Consider the following 24,626-nt stretch of genomic DNA (forward strand, 5'->3'; position numbering starts at 1 on the left):
AAAAAATAAACTACAATCCTGTTTGTTTTTCTTTAATTTCTGCTAGTGTTTTACAATCAATACAAAGCGTTGCTGTCGGTCTAGCTTCTAAACGACGGATACCAATCTCCACCCCACAAGAATCACACCAACCATATTCATTATCAGCAATCAGTTGTAAAGTATCATCAATTTTCTTTATGAGTTTACGCTCTCTATCACGGGTACGTAATTCCAAACTAAACTCCTCTTCCTGTGTTGCTCTATCAGCAGGATCAGGGAAGTTAGCTGCGTCATCTTGCATATGCTCAACGGTACGACTCATATCGCTCACAAGCTCTAAACGCCATTTCTTTAGTATATTTACGAAATGCTCACGCATCGCATCGCTCATATACTCCTCACCTTTTTTCTCTTGGTAAGGCGTAAACACCCCGTTATCACTCTTTTCAGCAAGAATATTTTCTACTGTTTTTTTAGCCCTAGCCACTATGTCATCCCCTCTTCAATAAAACAAATAAGCTAAAAGAAATATCCTTTTAAATCCCCAGCTTTAAGATCAAAATAAACGGCGCAAACTACCAGATCCTTAAAGGTTAATCTAGTACTACTTGTCCCTTTGCTATTTTTTTACATTTATTAATTAATAGTGCGATTATAGATAACTTTCTACAATATAATATTTTAAAAAAGACTACAAGATAAATATTACGATCGTAACGAATCGCTTTTAAATCTGAGACGAAGTAATCAATTTGTGCCATATGTTTGATATAATCAACCTATAACTTACACAGAATTAGGCATATTACCATGAGTAAAACATTCACTAGGCGTAGTGACTCTATAGAACCCTTTCAAGTTATGAACTTATTAGCACGTGCTAATGCATTACAAGCCGAAGGCAACAATGTTATTCACTTAGAGATTGGAGAACCCGACTTCACCACAGCACAGCCTATTTTAGATGCAGCAAAAGCAGCGATTGAAGCGGGGCATACACACTATACACCGGCTCTTGGTTTACCAGAACTAAGACAAGCCATTGCCACCCTCTATAAAACACGCTATAACCTTGATATTGATTACAACCGTATCCTTGTAACCTCAGGAGGTTCAGGTGCATTATTATTAGCTAGCGGCTTACTCGTTGAAGCAGGACAACATTTATTGATGGCTGATCCTGGTTACCCGTGTAATCGTAACTTTTTAAGGCTCATCGAAGCCGATGCTAAAATGGTAGCAACGGATCACACCACTAACTACCAATTGACACCAGAACTCCTTGATCAACATTGGGATAAAAATACAGCCGGTATTTTAGTTGCCTCCCCCGCCAATCCAACAGGGACTATTTTAAATAGAGCAGAACTCAGTGGATTGGCGAAAAGTTGTCAGCAACACAAGGGTTATTTAATCTCTGATGAGATTTATCATGGTCTTAGTTATGATACTGAAGCACCTAGTGCTTTAGAAGTGGACGATAATGCCTATATTCTCAACAGCTTTTCTAAATACTATGGGATGACAGGTTGGCGATTAGGCTGGTTAGTAGCACCACTGGACGCCGTAAGTAGCTTAGAAAAATTTGCGCAAAATATATACATAAGTCCAGCGAGTATTTCACAATATGCTGCACTTGCCTGCTTTACACCTGAAGCTCAAGAAATATTTGAAGCACGTAAAGCAGAGTTTGCTAAACGTCGTGATTTTTTATTACCTGCGCTAACTGAACTAGGTTTTAAAATAAAAACAAAACCTGACGGTGCCTTTTACCTTTATGCAGATATTTCCGCCTTTACAGACGATGCTTACAAGTTTTGCTACTACTTCTTAGAGAATCAACACGTCGCGTTCACACCCGGTTTAGATTTTGGAGCTTACAAATCCAATGCGCATGTACGTTTTGCTTATACAAAAAGCTTACCTGTGCTAGAAGAGGCAGTTGAACGCATTGCACGTGGATTACAAAGTTGGCAAGGATAATCTATGCAATTTGAACCACCACTCGAACACGCGACACTTATTAAGCGCTATAAACGTTTTTTAGCCGATATAAAAACATCAACTGGGGAACTACTAACCATCCACTGCCCTAATACAGGCTCTATGTTAAACTGCATGAGTGAGGGCTGTAATATTTGGTTTAGACGCTCTAATGATCCTAAACGTAAATCAGCAGGTACATGGGTTCTTTCAGAAACACCACAAAATCGGCTAGCATGCGTTGATACTCAACTGGCTAACAAACTGGTTGAAGAAGCTTTAAATGCAGGCGTTATAAAAGAGTTGGTGGGCTTTAATAGCCTACGGCGAGAGGTAAAATATGGGCAAGAAAACTCTCGTATTGATTTTTGTTTAAGCTATCCTAATCAAAAAGAAGTTTATCTTGAAGTCAAAAGTGTTACCTTAGGCTTTGACAACAATAATACTGCTGCATTTCCCGATGCAGTCACTACTCGTGGTGCCAAACATTTACGTGAATTGACAGCTTTAGCGAAGCAAGGTATTGATACAGTTCTTCTGTACTGTGTTAATCTGACCAACATCACGGCAGTTCGCCCTTGTACAGAGATTGATCCAAACTATACCAAGGCGTTACAAGAAGCCCATGATGCAGGGGTTAAATTACTTGCCTATGCTTGCGATATTTCAAACGCTACCATTTGTCTTACACACCCTATTAATGTAAATCTTAGGTAACATCACCTACAAAAAAAGTAAAATGATTATCATATTCACCTAAAATGCCCTGTTATAGAGACCGTTAAACTGCTAAAATTTAGCAACGACTAATAATAAACTATTCACTAGGCCAAAATTTATGAGTTATAAACACCAATATGTTGATGGGTCATCTATTCATTTTGCTGTAGGTAAAGTTGTTTGTATAGGCCGTAATTATGCAGAGCATGCTAAAGAGCTAAACAACCCAATCCCCACAGAACCACTTATATTTATTAAACCCTCTACGGCCATCGTCAGCAGCAATGGCGGCTTTACTATTCCTCATAATCAAGGAGCAGTTCATTACGAAGCGGAAATTGCTGTACTCATTGGCAAACCCCTTTCAGGCCCTGTAAATCACAAAGAAATACAAGAGGCTATTGTAGGTTTTGCTCCTGCCCTAGATCTTACGCTAAGAGATGTGCAATCTCGACTTAAAGAAAAGGGTTGGCCTTGGGAACTTGCAAAAAGTTTTGATGGTGCTTGTGTACTAACACCTTTTACACCAGCATCAAATTACCCTGACCTCACGGATATCAACGTTCGCTTAACGATTAACAATGAGGTTCGTCAAGAGGGCAATAGTAGCCAAATGCTCACACCAATTATTAATTTAATTGAATACATTGCCCATTACTTTACCCTATTACCGGGTGATGTTATTTTAACAGGAACACCACAAGGCGTTGGAGCGCTAAATACAGGTGATCGACTCATTATGGAACTACCTGAACACTGCCAATTCGTGACAGAAGTTATATAATTTACTGCTCTATGCACAAAAAGCTAACGGCCTTATTCACAATAAAACGTGTGATTCTACTACTCGTTTTATTGGCCGTCATCGGGCTGATCATCTTCAACCAACAATTTCATGTTTATGAGCGCCTCACTTTTAATTTCCAAGAATGGCGCCATACCAATGCATGGCGAAAAAAATCTTTATGGCTACCTGATTATCAAGTTGTTATCGAAGCAAAACCGATACAAGGCATTCATAATAACTTATCAGGCCTTACATGGAACAACGATACAAAAACGCTATTTGCTATTGTGAATAATCCCACCCAAGTCATTGAACTCTCTACAACAGGCGAACTGTTACGCAAAATTAATCTTATCAACATCAGTGATCCTGAAGCCATTGAATATATTGGTAATAATAACTTTATTATTGCTGAAGAAAGAAAACAAAAACTTATTAAGGTTGTAATTGAACCCTCTACAACAGAAATTAACGCTCAAGGGGCTCAACAACTCACGTTAGGCACAGGATTAACCGACAATAAAGGAATAGAAGGACTCGCATGGGATTTTGAGGGCAAAAAAATCTATGCGGCAAAAGAGCGTAACCCTGTTCATATCTATGAAATCACAGGCTTTCCTCAGTCACCCAATACATCTTTAGACATTATCGTAAAAAATAACACCCAAAGAGATCAGCGGCTTTTTATAAAGGATATTTCAAGTATTACGTTTAATAGCCATTATCAACATTTATTAGTTCTTTCTGATGAGTCTCGACTAATCATCGAAATCGATAAAAAAGGCCATCCTATCAGTAGCTTATCGCTTATTACAGGTCATAACCTAAAACAATCGATACCACAAGCAGAAGGGATGACTTTAGACGATCAAGATACCCTTTACCTCGTAGGCGAGCCTAATTTATTTTATGTCTTTAAAAAAGCTACCCCTAACTAGCCACTTTTGTTTGTTCAATTGCTTGATGTTGTAACTGCGCAGTAAGATTTCGTATACGTACAAGCTGCCTGCAAATGAGCGATAACTCTGTTAATATCAACTTCAAATTATCATCCATTTCTTCTGATAACTGATCAAGCTCTTTAGCTAACAGTTCCTCAATCTCATTAGTTACTTTTACGAGTCTTTTTTCCAATAAATCATTGGCTATTTCATCTAAATCATTCGCTATAGTAGTCGTAACTCGCTCAAGTAGGGCTTCAACTTCTGCATTTTCAGGCAATGTTTCTCTGTGTGCACCTAATGCTGATAAATAGCTCAATAACGTATGTGAAACGACTAAAAAGCGAAAACCAACTTCAACATCTTTTCTAAAATGCCCAGGTTCAAGCAACATACTGGCTAATGCACTTGATAGTGCGGCATCCGCATTATGCGCATTACGTCGTGCAACACGGTAATCTAAATCATCTTCTTTACCTGTATCGTACTGACTCATAATTTCCCGTAAATAGCGACTACTGCTACTTAAAGTGCTAGCTAATACACGATTTAGTTGCCGCCCCTGCCAATCTGGCAAAATAAAAAATACAGCTAAACCTGCTATAATGCAACCAATTAACGTGTCTGTTAATCGGGGAATAATCATCGTAAATGCAGAATTACCCATCTGATTAAAACAACATAAAATCATCAAGGTAATAAAAGCAGTCGATAACGTATAACGACTCAAGCGATAAGCAAAGAACAATATACCAGCAATCGTTGCAATAATTGACTGCATAATTAAGCTAGGAAATAAGCTGATCACTGCCCAACCACAAACAACCCCTATTGCTGTACCTACCATCCGTTGTACTAGTCTTACTCTGGTTGCACCATAGCTAGGACGACATACAAAGACTGTCGTTAATAAAATCCAGAAACCATATTCTGCATTCAACCAATGCATCACACCATAACCAGCCAGAAGAGCGATGGCAATACGGATAGCATGGCGACAAGTTAACGAGGTTAACGTTAAATTTTGCTTTAGTCGAAGAAACGCGTCTTTAAACGTATGTACTTCTCTGTCAAATAAGCTAACATCACCATTACTCAATGCATCAGGATTCTTTGCGTCCATCAACTTTTGTTCTAAAATGGTTAAATTCTTTGCTAAAGCGTACACAGAACGCAATAACCTTTTATTGGTTTCAGGTTGTTCACGAATATAATCAATAGATTTTTTTAAATCCTCCAATGCTTCTGTGCTTTCACTGTGATTAAACGGTTCCTTTAAACGAATGGCTTTAGCCAATAATTGGCAAGCTTTGCCTTGGTGGCTTAAAAGCAACTGACAGCGGAAAAGCACATCACTGTGGAAAAAAGCCTCACTCAATGCATCATAAGGATAATGTGATGAATTAGCACGCTCATGAATATCCTGTGCAATAAAATAAAGTTTTAAATAACGGCTAACTTGTGGGTTATGACGACTTCCTTTCATTCGATTTAAAATCGTTTCTTTCGCGATATTTAATGCATCAACCACCTTTCCATTCTTTTTAGCTAACGCAAGATGTCTCTCTTCAATATCTGAACATCTAACGGGCTCAATTAAGGTAGCTTTTAATTTTAAATACCCTCCAAGCTCATTAAATAAATTAACTAACGCATACAATACAGGTTGATGAGCAAAAATAAAATTCCATACAATCGACAAAAGCCCATACCAAGCAGCGCCTACTAGCAGCGCTATAGAGTCACGCCACACATCATGATTATTCGTCTGAATATGTTGACTTACACTAATCATGGTATAAATTGATAAAATCAACGTAGCAAAACCAATACTACTATACCGACTTCCTATTGCACCGAGCAATGTTAAGCCAAAGGCAGAAATGGCAAGACCTATTGCAAACAGCCAAGGAAAAGGGAAAAGAAGTGTTACAGAAACAGACGTAATACTAAAACAGATCAGCATTACCACAACAGCTTTTAAGCGGCCTTGCCAATTATCATCTGTTTCAGCCATGGCGCTAGCAATAATCCCTAAAAATAGAGGCACAACCAGGGATAACTCTCCCCTCCACCAACAAAGTACCATCACTCCCGTCAAGGCAATAAATACCCGCACACAATAAGCGACACGCTCAAGTGACCATAATTGATGAAGTGTATTGACTAATGAACGACTGCTAGCCATGGTGTATAAAACTCCAATCGATTCCTATTTTTATATTTCACAGAATAAACGAAAACAGCTCTACTATTTAAATATTATGTTAGCATATAACTTTTGTTCAGCTTACTGTTTGTTTTTATATGACTATAGAAACACTCCGTATCATACAAATTATTTGTGGCATTTTTATGACAAACGATAAAAACTCTCCCTCTGTTGCTATTATCGGAGCAGGTCCTGCGGGCCTCATGGCGGCAGAAGTCATTAGTCAACAAGGTATAACCGTTCATGTGTTTGATCGTATGCCCTCGGTGGCTAGAAAGTTTTTACTGGCAGGTATTGGTGGTTTAAACATTACCCACTCAGAACCTTATGAACAGTTTTGTGAACGCTACCTACCTAAACATAGTCTAACCCCTTTTCTACAAATATTTGGTGTGGAGCAACTTCTTCAATGGTGTCATGGGCTAGGTATTGATACTTTCATAGGTAGTTCTGGCCGTATTTTTCCAAAAGAAATGAAAGCAGCCCCCTTATTAAGGGCATGGCTCAAACGTCTACGTCAACAAGGGGTACAGTTTCATTTAAAGCACACATGGCAAGGTTGGGATAAAGACCACCATCTCGTCTTTCAGTCATCCGAGGGTATTTCATGCATCGCTCCTGATGCGACACTCTTAGCTCTAGGCGGAGCTAGCTATCCTAGACTTGGAAGCGATGGAACATGGATTAATGATCTACAAACACTTAGTATCCAATGTAACCCTTGGCAGCCAGCCAACTGTGGTTTTGAAACCGCTCCTTGGTCTGCTATCTTTACAGAGCGCTACGCAGGTATTCCCGTTAAAGCAATTGCTTGTTATTTCGTAGATAAACAGGGTAATCACCACCATAAACTGGGCGAAATTATGCTAACACGTTATGGTGTGGAAGGCAGTGCTATTTACGCACTCTCTCAAGCGCTAAGAGAAACGATCAACCAACAAGGTTCTGTTACATTATATCTAGATTTATTCCCTAAACTCACACGACAAGAACTACAAGCAAAACTTACCAAGCCACAAAGCAAACAATCACTTAGTAATTTTTTACGCAAACAGATCAACTTAAAAGACATCAAAATGGGATTAGTCCGAGAATTAGCCTCAGAGTCCTTGCAAGATATAACAACCTTGGCTGATAAATTAAAAGCTATCCCTCTCACGTTAACAAAACCACGCCCGATTGCCGAAGCTATTAGCTCAGCGGGAGGTATCTGCCTAAACGAATTAAATAATCAATTAATGCTTAAAAAACATTCAGGAGTATTTTGTGCAGGTGAAATGCTCGACTGGGAAGCACCTACAGGCGGCTATCTATTGACAGGCTGTTTCTCAACGGGCTACTGTGCTGGACTCGGTATTATCGATTGGTTAGCAAAATAGCGGGCACCTCTCGCCATTGGCCTTGTGCTAAGCCATCAATTGACCAGTCACCAATTTTAACCCGTACTAATCGTAATGTTGGTAAACCAACAGCAGCAGTCATGCGACGCACCTGCCGATTACGCCCTTCACGAATGGTCAGCTCAAGCCAAGAGGTAGGGATTGCTTTACGAAAACGAACGGGGGGATTACGTGGCCATAATTCAGGGTCAGCAATACACTTTGCTTGTGCTGGTAATGTAGTTCCATCTTTTAATTCAACACCCTTTCTTAATTGCTCGAGTTGAACTTCTGTCGGCTCCCCCTCTACCTGTACCCAATACGTTTTGGGCAATTTAAATTTAGGGTCAGCAATACGCGCTTGCAATCGACCATCATTAGTCAATAGCAACAACCCCTCACTGTCACGGTCTAAACGCCCAGCAGGGTAAACACCTGCAACAGGGATAAAGTCTTTAAGCGTTTTACGCCCTAAATCATCGGTAAATTGTGTGAGCACATCAAATGGCTTATTAAAAAGTAATAACTTACTCTCCACAGGAAGCGTTACTTTCTTATGAACTGTTTTTTTATAATAAGGACGTTTTGATAAAGCCATATAATTAAGACATATCCAATAAAGTAATATTCAATCATACCATAGAACAAGAGAATTATTTAAAATCCTACATCGCCTAGATATGTATTTACAGGGTTTTAGGGTAGGTGTAGCAAAGTTATATCAAATCTAACTACACACTAATAACGATACGCAGATATATCATAACTCTTATAGCTAAATCAAAATTTAAAGTAAATAAGAAACTTGGAAAAGATAAAATTTAGCGATATAATTTCCAAATAGAAACTATATTTATAATTAATATGATTGATGAATCAATAAAAACAGCTGTTATGCACTTGCAATGTGAGCTGGTTGCAGAGAGAAACTTAGTTAATCCAGAAGAACTTTCATGGCTGCAATACGATATTCTCTCAAGACTCTCTCAGGTAGACTATATGCTTCCTTCAGAGCTATGTATATTATTGGGCATATCAAGAGTCAAACTTGCTAAATCACTGAAAAAACTAAAACAACAACACTATATTAAACAAAATCGATCTGATGATGATAGTAGATCGCTGTTGACAAAGATTTCCCAAAAAGGGACTGATTTTCTAAAAGGCATCTATATTAAACATAATGATTTAGCACAAATTGTTGGAAATACAATGAGTAAAGAAGAACAAACAATTTTCATCCAACTTTCTAACCGTTTGAGCGAAGCCTTAAGAAGCAGGAGAGTAAAATATGAAAAATCAGATTAAAATTGTAGGCGCTACACAAAATAACTTAAAAAATCTCTCTTTTATTATTCCTAAAAATAAAATCACTGTTTTCACGGGGGTTTCGGGCTCAGGAAAATCTTCTCTCGTTATTGACACATTGGGGGCAGAGTCCCAACGTTTACTCAACGAGACATATTCACCATACATCCAAAACTTACTGCCTCATTATCAAAGACCTAATGTTGAAATCATTGAAAATCTTCCTGTTTCAATCATCATTAATCAAAAAAAACTGGGAGGAAATGCTCGTTCGACAGTCGGAACAATGACTGACATATATTCTTCATTACGCCTGCTCTATTCTAGGATTGGTACTCCTTTTGTAGGATACTCCATGGTTTTCTCATTTAATAATAAACAAGGCATGTGTTCCCACTGTGAAGGGCTAGGAACTGTAAAAAAAATTGACCTAGAAAAGCTCATTGACTTTACAAAAAGTTTAAATGAAGGTGCTATTAAATTTCCAACATTTAATCCTGGAGGATGGCGACTTGGTCGTTATACAGAATCAGGATTTTTCGATAATGACTTACCTATAAGAAAATACAGTGAGGCCCAAAAAAAGTTACTTTTTGAGGGGAAAGAGCAAACTCCTCCAGCCCCTAGCAAGCAATGGCATAAAACTGCAAAGTATGTAGGTTTAATCCCTCGAATAGAACAAGCCTTCATCAAGAAAGAAAACTATCGTTATGGAGATGCCTTAGCAAAAATTATCACATCACAACCTTGTCCTATTTGCCACGAACAAAGGCTTAATGAAACAATTTTGTCTTGTAAAATTAAAGAAAAGTCTATTGGGGACTGTGTTTTTATGCCACTTACTCAGTTGTTTAATTTTATTTCACAGATAAAAAAACCCATTACTGATGATTTAGTAAAACTTATTTTAAAGCAAATCAATACGTTAATTAGACTGGGTTTAGGATATCTAACATTGGGCAGAATGACTAAAACACTTTCAGGTGGTGAATCACAAAGAGTAAAAATGAGCAAATATTTAAACAGCAGTTTAAGTGATGTTTTATATATTTTTGATGAGCCTAGTATTGGGTTACATCCACGTGATTTACATGGGGTTACCATCATACTAAAAGAGTTAGTGCAAAGAGGTAACAGTGTCATCATTGTAGAGCATGATCCAGATATCATTAAAGCAGCAGATCATATAATCGATATGGGGCCAGAAGCCGGCGAAAATGGTGGTCATATTTGTTTTCAAGGCAATTTTCAAGATCTATTACTTAGCCGCACTAAAACAGGGGTGGCTCTAGGAGAAATACATACTTTAAAAGCGCAACGTATGGAATTTAAAGACTTTTACACTCTTGAGCAAGTGTCTTTATTTAACGTTAAAAATGCGAGTGTAAAAATTCCTAAGCATGCACTAACAATTGTTACAGGTGTTGCAGGGTCGGGAAAAAGCACACTTATTTCAAAATTATTTATGAAGCAATACCCACAGAGTGTACTTCTTAATCAAGACCGAGTTCATGCCAGTGATCGCTCGAATATAGCCTCTTTTTTAGATGTATTTGATGAGATAAGAAATATTTTTGCCAAAGAATCAGGTCAACTTCCCGCTTTTTTTAGCTTTAATAGTAAAGGGGCTTGTCCCCTCTGTAAGGGAAAGGGGATTTTAAAAACCGATCTAGCTTTTCTAGGCGATGTTGAGTCTGAGTGTGACAAGTGCCATGGTTCAAGGTATTCAAATGAAGCTCTAAGTTACACCTATAAAGGCTACAGTATACATCAAGTCTTACAAATGACAGCAACACAAGCATTGCAATTATTTAATAACGAAAAAATAAAAAAAATATTAACTATGATCGGACAAGTTAACTTGGGTTATATCAAACTTGGACAATCACTAGATACATTTTCTGGAGGCGAACTACAAAGGTTAAAGCTTGCAAAAGTATTGCTATTATCCGACTCCAAAATTTTAATACTCGATGAACCAAGTACTGGTTTGCATGAGTTTGATATAAAAAATTTACTCAAACTATTTGATTTTATTATATCTGAAGGAAAAACTCTCATTGTTATTGAACACAATCTTTCCGTAATGTGCCATGCTGATTGGATTATTGATATGGGACCTGATGGAGGAACACAAGGTGGAAAGGTCTTATATATGGGCTATTTAGCTGGATTATTGTTAAACACGGAATCTTACACTGCTAAATATTTAGCAAACTATACTTTGAATCGATAAATTACTAATCACAGCTTGTGGAACAGAACCTAGACGTGTTGTTTGATAATTTTTTAAAAAAAAGCCAAACAACTATTTTTTTTATTAGTACCAAAACATCTTTAGCTACTATGGGTTACTGATTGAGTATAAAACAATTAATTATTGTAATAAGCCCTTCACACACTCATGAATAAATCATGATCTTTAGTATTTATATATTCTATTAAATTATCAATAAATAACCTTACACACAAGGGTAGATATTTAGCGTGCGGATATAATAAAAAAAATGGACGTGTTGCTCCATTGAAGTCTTTTAAAACCTCTATCAGTTCACCACTTTTTAATTCTTTCTCTACTGAAAAACGATAAACTTGCATGAGGCCTGCATGATTTTTTACTAATTCGTTAGTTGCTAAAAAATCATCAAGAACAGTAAAGTTACCCTTTATTTCTAATTCTATTGGTTTTCCTTTTTCACAGAAATGCCACAATACTTTACGCCCAGTACTAGGTAATTCAAACTCAATGCAATTATGTTTTTTTAAATCATCCAAAATAACTGGGACTCCCATATTTTTTAAATAATTAGGTGTAGCAACAACTATTAATGCCGAGTCCTCTAACTTTCTTGCTATCAGATTAGAGTCTTTAGGTTCCTGCCCCCTAATTGCTATGTCAAAGTTATCTTCTGAAAAAATTATATTACGATTACTTGAATGTATATCAATATGGATATTTGGAAATTTTTCTTGGAAAAATAATAAAAAGGGTATTAGTCTAAAATGAGTGAACGGAGTTGGCGCACTTACCCTAATCAAGCCATGCAAAGAGCCTTGGGCATTCTTAATAGTAAGCTCTGCATCATTTAGCTGATTTAAGGCTTGTCGGCATTGCTCATAATAAACTTGCCCGAAAGATGTAATACGTAAATGCCGTGTGGATCTTACAAATAAACGAACGCCTAGTCTAGCTTCTATACGAGCTATTGACCTGCTAACAGCTGCCGGTGTTATACCTATCATATTTGCAGCAGCAGTAAAACTTCCTTTCTCAACAGTTAGGCAGAAATGTTCGATACTACTTAATTGAAAATCTTTAAAAAGACGAGACATAATTTCATTAATTACATTATGTAAAAACTATAATTAATTATAGCTTATTTTTCAATTTTAAAACAAAGATTACAGTATTGGTTAACATTAAATACATTACTGGAGAGTATTATGAGTATTTCAAATAAAACAGTTATCATTACTGGTGCTGCGGGTGGGCTAGGCTCTGCCCTAGTGAAAGCATATTTGGAGCTAGATTATAATGTTGTGGCTAATGGTCTTAATATTACCAATTTAGAGGTAATGGCAGCCCGTTTGGAAAATCCTAACAACTTACTTCTTATTCAGGGGGACATAGGTAAGCCAGAAACATCAAAAAAATTATTTGATAAAGCGATACAGCATTTTAATAAAGTGGATATATTAATCAATAATGCGGGAATATTTATTGCGAAACCTACCACTGATTATACCGAAGAAGAAATAAATACCATTATCAATACTAATTTGAAAGGCTTTATCTACCCATCACAAGCAGCTGCTAACCATATGATTAATAGTGGCTCAGGTCATATTATTAACATAACTGCATCAATTGCTATTCAGCCTAATGCAAAGTTACCTGCATTATTGCCTGTGTTAGTAAAAGGAGGGATAAACCAAGCCACTCGCGCATTGGCTCTAGAACTATCCCCATCAAATATACAAGTTAATGCAATTGCTCCAGGTGTTATTGATACTCCCCTTCATACTATTAATAATAGGCAAGATAAAGAAAGCTTAGCTAAGATGTCACCTATGGAAAAAATAGGAAATCCTCAAGATATAGTTGATGCAGCTCTCTACTTAACGAAAAGTAAATTTGTAACAGGAACTACCATAGCAGTAGATGGAGGTGCTTCAGCAGGCGTTTGGTAGAAAAATAACTAAAACTCATTAAATAAAAGTAGCGAGTATATAAACTCGCTATGTTCTATAACTCTTTCTATAAGTTAATATGATTAACTTCTTCAATAAAAATACTCTTTTTTATGGAATGCATTGTCATGGGTATTTACTAAAAAAAGAAACTATCATTCTGTCTTTTCACCATTAAATTGAAGATAAATAAGGTTTCTTAGCCATTGCTGTATTGGATTATTGTGCGTTCTGTCGTGCCACGCCATTATTTTAGTATATCCACTAACATTTACAGGAGGTTCCATAATTGCTAAGTCTTTCATATGACAAGTCAACCGCTTAGGAACGACAGCTATAAAATCGCTGTGCTTTAAGATACTGGGCAATAATAAAAAACTAGTAACAGATAAAGAAACATTTCTGGTACGCCCCACCTTTGCTAATGCCTCATCCGTTACACCTTCAAACATCCCACCCATATAGGAAACAAGAACATGCTCATACTCACAAAACTTATCTAATGTTATCGCATCATTTTTAATTGCAGGATGACCTTTACGCATTATACAAACATAACGCTCATTATATAAAATTCGACTATGTAACGATTCAGGAGAGTTCACAGGGTCAATTAAAATTAAATCCAAGTCCCCTCGTTCTAACATAGTGTGAATATCTAGTTGATGAAAAGATAAAAAAGAGACTTTAACAAGCGGGGACTGTTTTTTTAGTGTCAATACAAACGGTAGTCCAATTGTTTGCATATCATGATCATTTGCAGCAATTTTAAAAGTCGTCTGTAACTTCTTGGGATCAAAATCAATAGGTTGTAATAAGTCGTTAATACTGCATAAAATTCGCTTTACTGGCTTTTCTAAAGCTAACGCTCTATCGGTTGGAATCAGCCCATGTTGTGCACGCACAAATAGAGGATCATTAAATTTCGTACGCAACTTATTTAGCATATTACTCACAGCAGGCTGTGTTAATGCTAGTCTAGCAGCTGCCCGAGTCACATTACGCTCATCAAGTAATGCATCCAATGCCTTTAATAAATTAAGATCAAGGGATCTAATATCATTCATATTTATACCAATCATATTAAATATTAATTAGATTTATAACAGAATCAGCTCTATGATTCAATACAACAAGATGACTCTAATGAGGATTAAACAATGGCTAAACTACGCCACCTTACGACGCCCTATACAATTAAAAACTTATCACTTAAAAACCGCATTGTTATGCCTCCTATGTGTCAATATCAAGCTAAAGAGGGTATGCCTAATGACTGGCATTTCGTTCACTATGCTTCACGTGCAGTTGGTGGGGTTGGGCTAATTATTATTGAAATGACAAACATTTTACCTAATGGCCGTATATCCCCCAATTGTTTAGGATTATGGAACGATGCACAACGTGATCAATTCAAACGCATAGTGGATATTGTTCATAAAAATGGAAGTAAAATAGCCATTCAAATTGCTCATGCGGGACGAAAAGCGCTGGGCGAAGAAAACGTTGTTTCTTCTTCTGAAATGATTTATGAAGGTAGCGCGGATGCTGGAGATGGAAAATGGGCCTATAAAAAGCCCAGAGCGCTTTCTAAAGAAGAGATCCACCAATATATTCAAGCATTTCAAGACTCAGTAAAAAGGGCCGTTGAAGCAGGTTTTGATGCCATCGAACTTCATGGAGCTCATGGTTATTTAATCCATCAATTTTATTCCCCAAAACTTAATCAACGAACTGATGAGTATGGGCAAGATAAAATGCTATTTGGTGAGCAAGTCATCAAAGCGGCTAAAGCCGTTATGTCTGCTAGCATGCCTTTAATTATTAGAATTTCAGCACAAGAATACGGTAAAGATGGGTTTGACCTTGCTTATGGCTGTGAAGTAGCTAAACGCTTTGCTGAGGCCGGTGTAGACATGATAGATGTAAGTGGCGGTGGTGATGGCCAGCTAGACCCACAGCATACACCTGTATTTAATGCAGGCTATCAAGTATATCTAGCAGAAGCGGTAAAAAAAGCAACCAACTTACCTGTTATTGCCGTAGGTATGCTGGAAGATGCACAGGTTGCTGACCATGTATTAAATTCAAAAAATATAGAACTAGTGGCTATAGGACGAGCTTTATTACGTGATCCTTATTGGCTTTTAAATGCACAATACAATCAGGTGGCTAAAGATAACAACGGTGTTGAATTTGTGCCTGAATCCTATAAAGGCAGTTTCTTATAATAACTCTTGAGATTAAAGGATAATTTTTACTTTAATCTTGCTCCACAAGGATCAATATATTGGTTCTTAATAATAGACATAGCACGCATAAATAAAGGAGGCCACCCTCCTTTATTTGTGTGTAAATCACTGATTGAAAAAATGGCATCATTGAATAGAAGTGATTATTTAGTATTTATAATGCATGTAACTATTATTTTTGAGTAGTTGGTTTCTTTTTCTATTTTTTGACCTGCTTGAGCTCTCGTCATGTTTGGTAAAGTCATCTTAACTAATTTTTGTGCTCTATCATGCATAACTTCCGCGTTACAACAACATACTTTTAACCTTCTTGCTTCTAACCAACTGTCAGATCTAACTACTCAATTATAGCCAAGATTCTGATTATATATGGGTTAGTCATTTTTATCCTATATAGCAACGTTTTATTTGATTAGGCGATACACCAAACTGCCTCTTAAATGCTGTACTAAAATTAGCCGCGCTGCCATAACCTGCTAATAAGGCTGCCTCTAATACATTGACCTGATTATTTTCCAAGGCGTTTTTGGCTTGGGTTAGCTTATGAGAGCGTAAATAATCAAAAATTGTCATGCCCATGACATGGCGAAAACTGCGTTGCAGTGTATTGCTGGTTGTGCCTACTTCTTTAGCCAAAAGATCTAACGAAACCTCTTTTATCTCCGTACTGTTTTCTAATAGTTCTAATACTTTATTAACACGCTTACGTTCATAGGGATGTAATTTATCTCTCCCAACAATAGATTGATCTGTTGTTAGCGCTTTAAATGCCTCTGCCACCACTTCTAAGGTAAGCCCTTCAATGTATAAATTCTTTAAAAAAGCAGGCGTATCTGGAGGGTTTAAGATTTTCTCTGTAATACTTCTCATTTGTGGCGTCATTAAATGTCGCTCAACCGCCAGATGTTGCTTAAAAAACTGAGTTACCTTTTGATAGCCTTCAAGCCCATCAAAGCCACCTTTCTCTAACCACTCAGGCTCAATAGCTACTACTATTTTTTTTAAATAGCGCCCCTCTTGAGCCTCTCGACTAAAGGTTTCTTGGCGATTAACAGAGACCAACACCATTTCAGGGACAATTACTTGGTTTTTCTTTTGTTTAACCCCTAACGTTATTTTACGTTCTCCATAGCAAGCATCGCACTGACCGTTTAAAAATAACATTAAGCCAATTCTAGGGTTAATCTGCGTTTGTGTGGTTAAATTATGGTCATCATAACCATCTGCACTATGCAGTGTTAAGCCATCCCTTAACTTAATTAAATTAAACTGCCCTTTGAAAATTGGGGTTTCTTGTGGGTTTAGTTTATCAATCACATGACAGTCTCGCCCCACTTCTCGAGTTAAATCAAGTAACTGTTTACGACTTACAACACCATCACAATAAGAAGCTGTCATTAATATGCCTAGAAAAGATTTTCATTAATGTTCTTTTAACAAACAAATTTGTTGCTTGTACAAAATAAAAAATAAAAAAAATAAATAATAATAGCGTTCTATTATATGATAACAATTATCATTTACATAAATTTTTTGAGAGAACCATGGATTTAAATCATCTTATCCGCATTAAAACGCCAAAGATAAGTCATTTCTTACTCATCATGCTGTTTATAATTCAACCAATCTCCAGTTTATCAGCTAAGACAACAGAGATAGAAAACAGTCATATAAAACAGGTAATGCTGCAATCTAAAATCACTCATCAGTCATATGCCCTCTCAATTTATACACCTAATCAGCCTGCACCTAAAAAAGGTTTCCCAATCCTTTATTTATTAGATGGGCATTTAACATTTCCTCTTGCTCAAAAAATAGCTGATAACCTCATTAATGAGAATCAAATAAAACCTATCATCATTGTCGGCATTGATTACACCGAGCAATCGCAATGGATAAATTTACGTGCCCAAGACTACACCCCACCCCATAACACAACCATAACCAACGATCCGTTTATAAAGGGTGAGGCAAATGGCGGCGGCGCCCCCTTATTTTTAAGCTTTATTAATAAAGAATTAAAGCCTTTTATCGAACAAAATTTCCATGTTAACCCAAAACAACAGGCAATATTTGGCCATTCTTATGGTGGGTTATTCACACTCTACACTCGCTTTACACAACCCGATAGCTTTCAGTATTACTACGCTGCTAGCCCTTCTATTTGGTGGGATAACAAAGTGATTATGCAAACAGTTGATCAATTTATGCGTAATACAAGCCCCTCTAGCTCTATACCAAAATTTATTATAAGTGTAGGTAGTTTAGAGCAAACAGCTCCCGACAACAGTCCTAATGAAAGAAAACAAAAACTGATAAAAAGAAAACAAGTCAACAATGCCACCGTATTAGCTAACCAACTTAATAGCGCTACCCCAGACAAGTTGTTAACTGCATTTATTATTTTTCCCGATCAGAATCATGGAACTGTCATTCCTCTTGCTATAGAACAAGCGCTCATGCACTTTTTTAAAAAAAGTCATTGATCACTTTATTCGATAAAAGGTATAACTCTTATGCATTACCCTAAACACGTCAATAAACAAAACTTAATGTTTAGTTTAATCACCAGTATTTGCTTGCCTGTTATGGCTGCCAATAGTAGCTCACCCGAGTCTGATGAAACCATTCAACTCGATACACTAGAAGTATTAGGCACCGCACAAGAAGAGTTAAAACAAGCGCCTGGGGTCTCTATTATTACCGCAGAAGATATTAAAAAAAGCCCACCAGCGAACGATATAGCTGACTTACTGCGTAAACAACCAGGCGTTAACTTAACAGGTAACAGTGGCTCTGGTGCAAGAGGGAATAATCGTCAAATAGATATCCGTGGAATGGGACCTGAAAATACATTAATCTTAGTAGATGGCAAACCTGTTTCCTCCAAAAATGCTGTACGTTACGGTTGGCGTGGGGACAGAGATACACGTGGCGATACTAACTGGGTGCCGGTTGATCAAATTGAACGGGTCGAAATTCTGCGTGGTCCAGCGGCAGCAAGATACGGCTCTGGAGCAGCGGGTGGTGTGGTTAACATCATCACCAAAAGTACAACCACAGAACATCACGGTAGCCTAACCGCTTATCAAAACTTCCCACAACATAAAAAGGAAGGTGCCAGTAAACGTATTGATTTTGGGTTAAGTGGCCCTCTTGCTGAAACACTCTCATACCGTGTTTACGGTAACTTTAATAAAACAGATAAAGATGATCTAGGTATTAATAAAAATCATACAGTAGGTAACTTTATTACAGCAGGTCGGGAAGGTGTTCGTAACAAAGATATTAATGGGTTACTTAAATGGCAATTTACGCCCGAACAATCTTTAGAGTTTACCGCAGGTTTTAGCCGTCAGGGTAATATCTATGCAGGCGATAGTATGAATAATACGGCTTCCGCCGCCTTGCAAGCAAAGCGTGAGCCTTGGATTGGTCATGAAACGAATATTATGTATCGTCAAAACTTTGCGATTACTCACCGCGGGGAATGGGAAAAACTATCTTCTATGAGCTTTTTCCAGTACGAAAAAACACGTAACAAACGTCTCGAAGAAGGGCTAGCAGGAGGCCCTGAAGGCAGTATTAACAGTGATGTCTTTAGAACTATTGAGCTACGTGACTTAACAGCTCATAGCGAAGTCAGTGTTCCTTTCTACATTGGGTTTGACCAAGTACTTACGGTAGGAGGAGAATGGAATGAGCAAAAAATGGATGATCCTTTCTCTAATACACAAACCACAACAGAAGGTGGTAGTGTTGCAGGTATTTCTGGCACTAACCGCAGCACAAAATCTTCAGCGACCATTAGTTCATTATTTATTGAAAATAATATGGAGCCCTTTGCAGGAACAATCATAACCCCAGGATTACGTTACGATCACCACACAGTAACAGGAAGTAACTGGAGCCCCTCTTTAAATGTTTCTCAAGAACTCACTGATACTCTGACATTAAAAGCAGGTATTGCCCGTGCCTACAAAGCCCCCAACCTCTACCAAACAAACCCTAACTACTTACTTTATAGCCGTGGTAATGGTTGTTGGAATGGTGGTGGCAGTTGTTATCTGATGGGGAATAAAAACCTAAAAGCAGAAACCAGTGTGAATAAAGAACTGGGTATAGAATATAAAAAAGATGACTGGGTAGCGGGTATTACTTGGTTTAGAAATGATTATAAGAACAAAATAGAAGCAGGCCAAAATATTGTAGGTATAGCCTCTGGTGGTACTGGATCGTACGTTGACTCAGATATATTTAAATGGAGCAATGTCCCTAAAGCTGTAGTTGAAGGATTCGAAGGAAACTTGACCATTCCTTTACATGATCGTCTAAAATGGTCAAATAACTTTACGTATATGATTCAATCAAAAAACAAAACCACAGGAGACCCCCTCTCTATTATTCCTAAATACACCATTAACTCAACACTCGATTGGCAAACAACAGAAGCATTATCATTACAAACGACGGCTACATGGTATGGTAAGCAAAAACCACCTAAGCTTGATTATCAAGGTAAGCCAGTGGGTAGAGATGGACAACGCCAAATCGCACCGTATATTCTGATTGGCTTTTCAGGTAGTTATGAACTATCTAAAAACTTACGCCTAACAGCGGGTGTCAATAATGTGTTTGATAAACGTTTATACCGTGAGGGTAACAGTAAAGATGCAGGAGCTTATACGTATAACGAACCTGGACGCACTTACTTTACATCAATAACCGCTTCATTCTAACTCAATAAAAGGCACTCTACCGTGCCTTTTTACTCACTACACAAAATCTAACTATTGGCGCTGCAAGGTTAAAATAAACGTCACTCCCTCGGATTCATTTTTCACTTGAATACTGCCACCCATCTTAGCCATATAGGTTTTAGCAACAAATAAACCTTGCCCTCGATGTGATTTATCTTCAACAGTTGATGGTTCAGAAACACCGTACTCAAAAATGTTATTGATTAACTCAGGTTTAATATTATCACCTTGATTATAAATATGAATTTGTGCCATCGTTGTGGTTGTTTCGATATGAATATCAATAGCACTGTCTGCAACTCGATAACGGTCAGCATTGCGCAAAATATGGGTTACCGTATCCTCTAACGAGAACTCATCGGCCCGAACCATAACAGGTTCATTATAAGGTATAAATTGCACGTTATGAATATTAACAAAGCCTGCGTTATCAGCAACCGTCACTAAAAACTCATTAAGATTCAATAAACCCAATTGCAAGGTAGCTTCGGTGAATGCTTCACTAGGTGAGGCTGTACCATAAATTACTTGAATAGCTTGCTGCATACGCTTTACATAACGATAACTTGCTTCTTCTTTATCATTGTGAAGCACCATGAGTGATTGTAGTGGTGACATAATTTCATGCCCCACAGCATGCCACATATCACGCTCTTGCTGGGCACGAATGGCTTCTCGTTGTAGATCATCTTTTACCCGTTGTAAAAGATGATCTAATACCGTAGCTAAAATACCTACTTCATCTTTTCCTTTTAAATGGCTAAAATCCAATTGAGCTAGACTCACTTTAAGATCAGATTGCTGCATATTATCCGCTAATTTAACCGCTTGTTTTGTAAGGCGAACAATAGGACGAATAACTCCTAATTCAATGGCTATCCATGCTAAAACAATCGCTAAAATCATACCTCCTACATACCAAGCCATTCGATAGGACGTCACTGCCAATACACTATCAACAGTTTGCGTATCACCTGTTAGCTGAATTTCGTATTGTCCAAGTGGTGTGGAAATCACATCATTCAAAGTAATGGTAGATAAGTTACTGTTAGTGGGTAGACGCTTAATTAACCCCTGATACCATGCTGAAGTTGTAGCCAACTGATGGCTCGAACTTAGTGTCAACATAGTGTCGTTGGTTGTGCCTAGTTTATGAATCTTTAGAGTCTCACCCGGTGTTAAAATTTGGCTAATATCTTCTAATGTAGGGGGTAATATTACCTCTGTATTATTACTATCAAATAATGGTCGATTTTGCCCTGCAGCAAAGGCTTGTAATTGTATCTTTACCTCATTAAGAGGAATGGGTGGCCATGATAATTGCTTTATATTAGATTTATTTAGCTTGAAACGATCTACGGGAATGCGTATTGCAAAAAACGTTTCTTTTGCACACTTTTCACTAAGCTTTGATGGATCAATGCAACCCTCATTTTGCCAGATCCACCCTCTAAAATCTCTATCTGCCTTAGACCAAGCAGTAAAACGGTCTTCTTCTGTTTTAAAACCGGGTAATCTTCCCCACTTACTTGGTTCAGTTTCTTTACTATGGTCTTCAAAGGGAACAACCCAGCGCGTATTCTCTTCAGGCAAATTAACATGGATAATTAAGTGATCAACATTCTCAAAATCACGTTGTTTTGGCTCACGACCAACAAGATCATGCGCTTTATAATTACCCACTAAATAAATAAAGGCACCAGCATAAGGGTTATATCCCATCGCCGCGCAAATCGATGAACCATCTTTATATTGGGCAGCACACCCCGTTAACTCTACAGCTTGCAACGCTTTATTTCGATCCGTAAAATCAATCGCGCTATAAGGAATAATTAAAGGGCTTAATGGCGCTTTATTTTGTCTACTATGCTGAGGGTTAAGCAACATCAAGCGCCCCGTAGGATGGCGCAAGCGCGCCATAATCTCAGCATAAGTTTTTTGTAGCACTTGCTGGTAGTTAACATAACTACGCTCTTTCTCTTCAGTGAGTAAAACTAGCGCAATGGACAAGGTAGCTAAAATTAAGAGTAAAAAGACGCCCCTAAAAATAAGGCGTTGCCTAAAAGCTGCTAATCGAAAACTCACGATTATGACTTCCTTACAGCATCACTAACCCAGCGGAAACCTCGCATAGGTACATTTTCAATTCCCATGAAATCAGGGTCAATCTCCTTAAAAGCTTCACGAATAGTGCTCACATGTTTACGAATGTTGTCGCGATTACGGCCACTTTTTACAACTTTATACAGGTCTTCGTAAGAAACGACCTGATCCTTATTCTCATACAAGTTAGCTAAAATTCGTTGTGCGGTTAAAGGTAAATTAATATGCTGACCTCGCCATAAGGGAGTACGTTGCCATAAAGGGTCAAGGGATAATTCATCTTGCACTAATGTTCCAGTAGGAATATCTGTTTGCTTATTGCGTGATGAACGTAAAATATCCAAGAATGTTTCAATAAAATCACTTTCTTCAAAGGTAGTTTTTTGTAAATAATCCCATGCATCCAAGGCTTTCATAATACTTCTATAAATAGTGGCAGGCATAGCAGAAACCACAAGCACAGGTGTGTTATAGGTTTGTTTATTAATGGTATTAATCAGTGCAACACCCGCGTGGCGCTCACGACCTAGCTCAATATCCAATACCACTGCATCATAATGTTCTTTGGCTAATGCCTCTTCAGCGTCATCTCGATTAAACCATTGATCTACCGTAATATCTGGCTTAGCTATTTTAATCCACCCCACCAATTGATTACTGGTTGGAATATCATCTTCAATTACAGCGACTCGTACCATATCACTACCCATGTAATTTAACTCATAGTAATTATCGCTTAATTAAATTATTTTTGCTGTGAGTTTTTCTTCCTTCGGAGGAAGATTTTAACCCCTAGCCTGCATTGTTACTTCCGCCACTATTTCAAATAATAGCAACCATCAACACACCTTACTAAAAATAGGAAGAAAACAATGAAACCTTTACTATCAAAATGCACAAAATTGAAATGGCCTTTAATTACAATCGCTGTATTAGGTGCTATTGGTTATGGTGTGTATAAGAAGCCGCCGTTTACAACAGTTCACAGTAATGAGTTAGGTATTCGTACCAATCTTTTAACAGGTAATACAACTCAATTTAAACAAGGTAGCGCTATTGTCATACCAGGCATTAATAGTTTTAAGCGCATATCCTTAAAAGACCGAGTACTACAACCTAAAGCCATTGCATCATCGGCTAGTAAAGAGGCATTACAATCTCTTGAAGGGCTTTCAATCGGTGCTAATGTCATTATTCGCTATAATGTTAACGAAACCAACCTGCTCAACACTTATGCTTCTATCCCAGATAATGACAAGCAAGTGGTTGAATCCGCTTTTTATGGTATTGCCTATAAAATCTTTTCTAAATACACCGTCAGAGAAATTTTTTCGAGTAAGCGTGATGAAATTACAGAAACCCTTGAAAACTCACTCAAACCACTATTAGCACATGATGGATTAGCTCTTAAAAGTATTCAGCTAGGCAGTATTGATTTACCTTCTGATTATCGCAAAGGGATGGATTCTCTGTTAGCTGAAGAGCTAGCTTCTGAAAAAATGCGCTATACCATTGAGTTGCAAAAAAAGAAACTACAGGCTAAAGAGTTAGAAGCTGAATCAGAAAAACAACGTAGAGAAATTGCAGCTCAAGCAGAAGCAAAAACACAAATCATTGCAGCGCAAGCACAAGAAGAGGCAATGAAACACATTATTCCATTCAAACAACGCCAAATTGAACAACGCAAGCTAGAAGCTGAAGCCGATACCGCCGCACGTATTCAAGAAGCACAAGGAAATGCTAAAGCACGCATTATCGAAGCAGATGGCGAAGCTTCTGCTAGGAAGAAATTGGCTGAATCTGATGCCTATCGCATAGAACAAATCGGTAAAGCAAATGCGAACCAAATGGCTAAAGAGGGAGAGTTAATCTCCAAACATCCAGGACTTATACAAAAAGCAATGGTTGATAAATTATCTGACAAAATACAGGTCATTATTGCACCCCCTTCAACATCTGGCTTTGTGGGTGATAACTTACTCGGTAATGGTTCACGTGACTAATATTA

General features: G+C 37.6%; 20 protein-coding genes. 12 read left to right on the plus strand and 8 right to left on the minus strand.

Features of this window, described 5'->3' with window-relative positions; translation table 11 throughout:
• Positions 1 to 10: 10 nt before the first annotated feature.
• The gene (gene dksA, locus DM558_RS08945; RefSeq protein ID WP_228411859.1) at positions 11 to 439 is read right to left on the minus strand and encodes an RNA polymerase-binding protein DksA; all 429 of its coding nucleotides are present in this window, start codon (positions 437 to 439) and stop codon (positions 11 to 13) included.
• A 353-nt stretch (positions 440 to 792) separates the two neighbouring features.
• Between dksA and DM558_RS08950 the strand changes: the two genes are divergently transcribed.
• The 4 genes from DM558_RS08950 to DM558_RS08965 all read left to right on the plus strand — a co-directional run bounded on the left by DM558_RS08950 (position 793) and on the right by DM558_RS08965 (position 4,410).
• Complete coding sequence (locus DM558_RS08950; protein WP_127163596.1) at positions 793 to 1,965, plus strand: pyridoxal phosphate-dependent aminotransferase; 1,173 nt, start codon at positions 793 to 795, stop codon at positions 1,963 to 1,965.
• Between the two features lie 3 nt (positions 1,966 to 1,968).
• Entirely contained in the window at positions 1,969 to 2,682 is a 714-nt protein-coding gene (gene sfsA, locus DM558_RS08955) for a DNA/RNA nuclease SfsA (protein ID WP_109702040.1), read from the plus strand.
• A 121-nt stretch (positions 2,683 to 2,803) separates the two neighbouring features.
• Positions 2,804 to 3,469 (plus strand): fumarylacetoacetate hydrolase family protein, encoded by a 666-nt coding sequence (locus DM558_RS08960; protein WP_127163598.1) that lies wholly within the window; start codon positions 2,804 to 2,806, stop codon positions 3,467 to 3,469.
• An 11-nt stretch (positions 3,470 to 3,480) separates the two neighbouring features.
• Complete coding sequence (locus DM558_RS08965) at positions 3,481 to 4,410, plus strand: SdiA-regulated domain-containing protein (protein ID WP_127163600.1); 930 nt, start codon at positions 3,481 to 3,483, stop codon at positions 4,408 to 4,410.
• Here the strand turns inward: DM558_RS08965 and yccS are convergent.
• Complete coding sequence (gene yccS / locus DM558_RS08970; protein WP_127163601.1) at positions 4,403 to 6,601, minus strand: YccS family putative transporter; 2,199 nt, start codon at positions 6,599 to 6,601, stop codon at positions 4,403 to 4,405. The genes DM558_RS08965 and yccS overlap by 8 nt on opposite strands.
• Before the next feature lie 167 nt (positions 6,602 to 6,768).
• Here yccS and DM558_RS08975 point away from each other — a divergent pair, with 167 nt between their 5' ends.
• Complete coding sequence (locus DM558_RS08975; RefSeq protein ID WP_127163603.1) at positions 6,769 to 8,004, plus strand: BaiN/RdsA family NAD(P)/FAD-dependent oxidoreductase; 1,236 nt, start codon at positions 6,769 to 6,771, stop codon at positions 8,002 to 8,004.
• On the opposite strand, the gene DM558_RS08980 is transcribed toward DM558_RS08975, so the two are convergent.
• Entirely contained in the window at positions 7,982 to 8,602 is a 621-nt protein-coding gene (locus DM558_RS08980) for an rRNA large subunit pseudouridine synthase E (RefSeq protein WP_127163605.1), read from the minus strand. The genes DM558_RS08975 and DM558_RS08980 overlap by 23 nt on opposite strands.
• Before the next feature lie 266 nt (positions 8,603 to 8,868).
• Here DM558_RS08980 and DM558_RS08985 point away from each other — a divergent pair, with 266 nt between their 5' ends.
• Complete coding sequence (locus tag DM558_RS08985; RefSeq protein WP_127163607.1) at positions 8,869 to 9,312, plus strand: transcriptional regulator, SarA/Rot family; 444 nt, start codon at positions 8,869 to 8,871, stop codon at positions 9,310 to 9,312.
• Positions 9,296 to 11,548, plus strand: coding sequence for an ATP-binding cassette domain-containing protein (locus DM558_RS08990; RefSeq protein ID WP_127163609.1), 2,253 nt, complete (start codon positions 9,296 to 9,298; stop codon positions 11,546 to 11,548). The genes DM558_RS08985 and DM558_RS08990 overlap by 17 nt, the downstream gene beginning before the upstream one ends.
• Positions 11,549 to 11,706: 158 nt before the next feature.
• On the opposite strand, the gene DM558_RS08995 is transcribed toward DM558_RS08990, so the two are convergent.
• Entirely contained in the window at positions 11,707 to 12,645 is a 939-nt protein-coding gene (locus DM558_RS08995; protein WP_127163611.1) for a LysR family transcriptional regulator, read from the minus strand.
• Positions 12,646 to 12,756: 111 nt separating this feature from the next.
• On the opposite strand from DM558_RS08995, the gene DM558_RS09000 reads away from it, so the two are divergent.
• The gene (locus DM558_RS09000; protein ID WP_127163613.1) at positions 12,757 to 13,503 is read left to right on the plus strand and encodes an SDR family NAD(P)-dependent oxidoreductase; all 747 of its coding nucleotides are present in this window, start codon (positions 12,757 to 12,759) and stop codon (positions 13,501 to 13,503) included.
• Between the two features lie 155 nt (positions 13,504 to 13,658).
• Here DM558_RS09000 and DM558_RS09005 read toward each other — a convergent pair whose 3' ends face one another.
• Complete coding sequence (locus DM558_RS09005; RefSeq protein ID WP_127163615.1) at positions 13,659 to 14,570, minus strand: LysR family transcriptional regulator; 912 nt, start codon at positions 14,568 to 14,570, stop codon at positions 13,659 to 13,661.
• A 93-nt stretch (positions 14,571 to 14,663) separates the two neighbouring features.
• Here DM558_RS09005 and DM558_RS09010 point away from each other — a divergent pair, with 93 nt between their 5' ends.
• The gene (locus tag DM558_RS09010) at positions 14,664 to 15,734 is read left to right on the plus strand and encodes an NADH:flavin oxidoreductase/NADH oxidase (RefSeq protein ID WP_127163617.1); all 1,071 of its coding nucleotides are present in this window, start codon (positions 14,664 to 14,666) and stop codon (positions 15,732 to 15,734) included.
• Between the two features lie 405 nt (positions 15,735 to 16,139).
• Here the strand turns inward: DM558_RS09010 and DM558_RS09015 are convergent, their stop codons facing one another.
• The gene (locus DM558_RS09015) at positions 16,140 to 17,153 is read right to left on the minus strand and encodes a helix-turn-helix domain-containing protein (protein ID WP_127163619.1); all 1,014 of its coding nucleotides are present in this window, start codon (positions 17,151 to 17,153) and stop codon (positions 16,140 to 16,142) included.
• A gap of 146 nt (positions 17,154 to 17,299) precedes the next feature.
• On the opposite strand from DM558_RS09015, the gene DM558_RS09020 reads away from it, so the two are divergent.
• Together DM558_RS09020 and DM558_RS09025 are read left to right on the plus strand one after the other, a co-directional pair.
• Positions 17,300 to 18,241 (plus strand): alpha/beta hydrolase, encoded by a 942-nt coding sequence (locus DM558_RS09020; protein ID WP_127163621.1) that lies wholly within the window; start codon positions 17,300 to 17,302, stop codon positions 18,239 to 18,241.
• Between the two features lie 30 nt (positions 18,242 to 18,271).
• A complete protein-coding gene (locus DM558_RS09025; RefSeq protein WP_194295041.1) occupies positions 18,272 to 20,494 on the plus strand; it encodes a TonB-dependent siderophore receptor in 2,223 nt (740 codons plus the stop codon).
• 51 nt (positions 20,495 to 20,545) lie between these two features.
• Here DM558_RS09025 and DM558_RS09030 read toward each other — a convergent pair whose 3' ends face one another.
• Together DM558_RS09030 and DM558_RS09035 are read right to left on the minus strand one after the other, a co-directional pair.
• Entirely contained in the window at positions 20,546 to 22,600 is a 2,055-nt protein-coding gene (locus DM558_RS09030) for a sensor histidine kinase (protein ID WP_127163623.1), read from the minus strand.
• A gap of 2 nt (positions 22,601 to 22,602) precedes the next feature.
• Positions 22,603 to 23,328 (minus strand): response regulator transcription factor, encoded by a 726-nt coding sequence (locus tag DM558_RS09035; RefSeq protein WP_228411724.1) that lies wholly within the window; start codon positions 23,326 to 23,328, stop codon positions 22,603 to 22,605.
• 162 nt (positions 23,329 to 23,490) lie between these two features.
• Between DM558_RS09035 and DM558_RS09040 the strand changes: the two genes are divergently transcribed.
• Positions 23,491 to 24,621 carry an SPFH domain-containing protein gene (locus DM558_RS09040; RefSeq protein ID WP_127163625.1) on the plus strand — a complete coding sequence of 377 codons (1,131 nt, stop codon included), beginning with the start codon at positions 23,491 to 23,493 and terminating at the stop codon, positions 24,619 to 24,621.
• The last annotated feature ends 5 nt before the right edge of the window (positions 24,622 to 24,626 follow it).

Origin of the sequence: Entomomonas moraniae (assembly GCF_003991975.1) — a bacterium.
Taxonomy (GTDB): Bacteria; Pseudomonadota; Gammaproteobacteria; order Pseudomonadales; family Pseudomonadaceae; genus Entomomonas; species Entomomonas moraniae.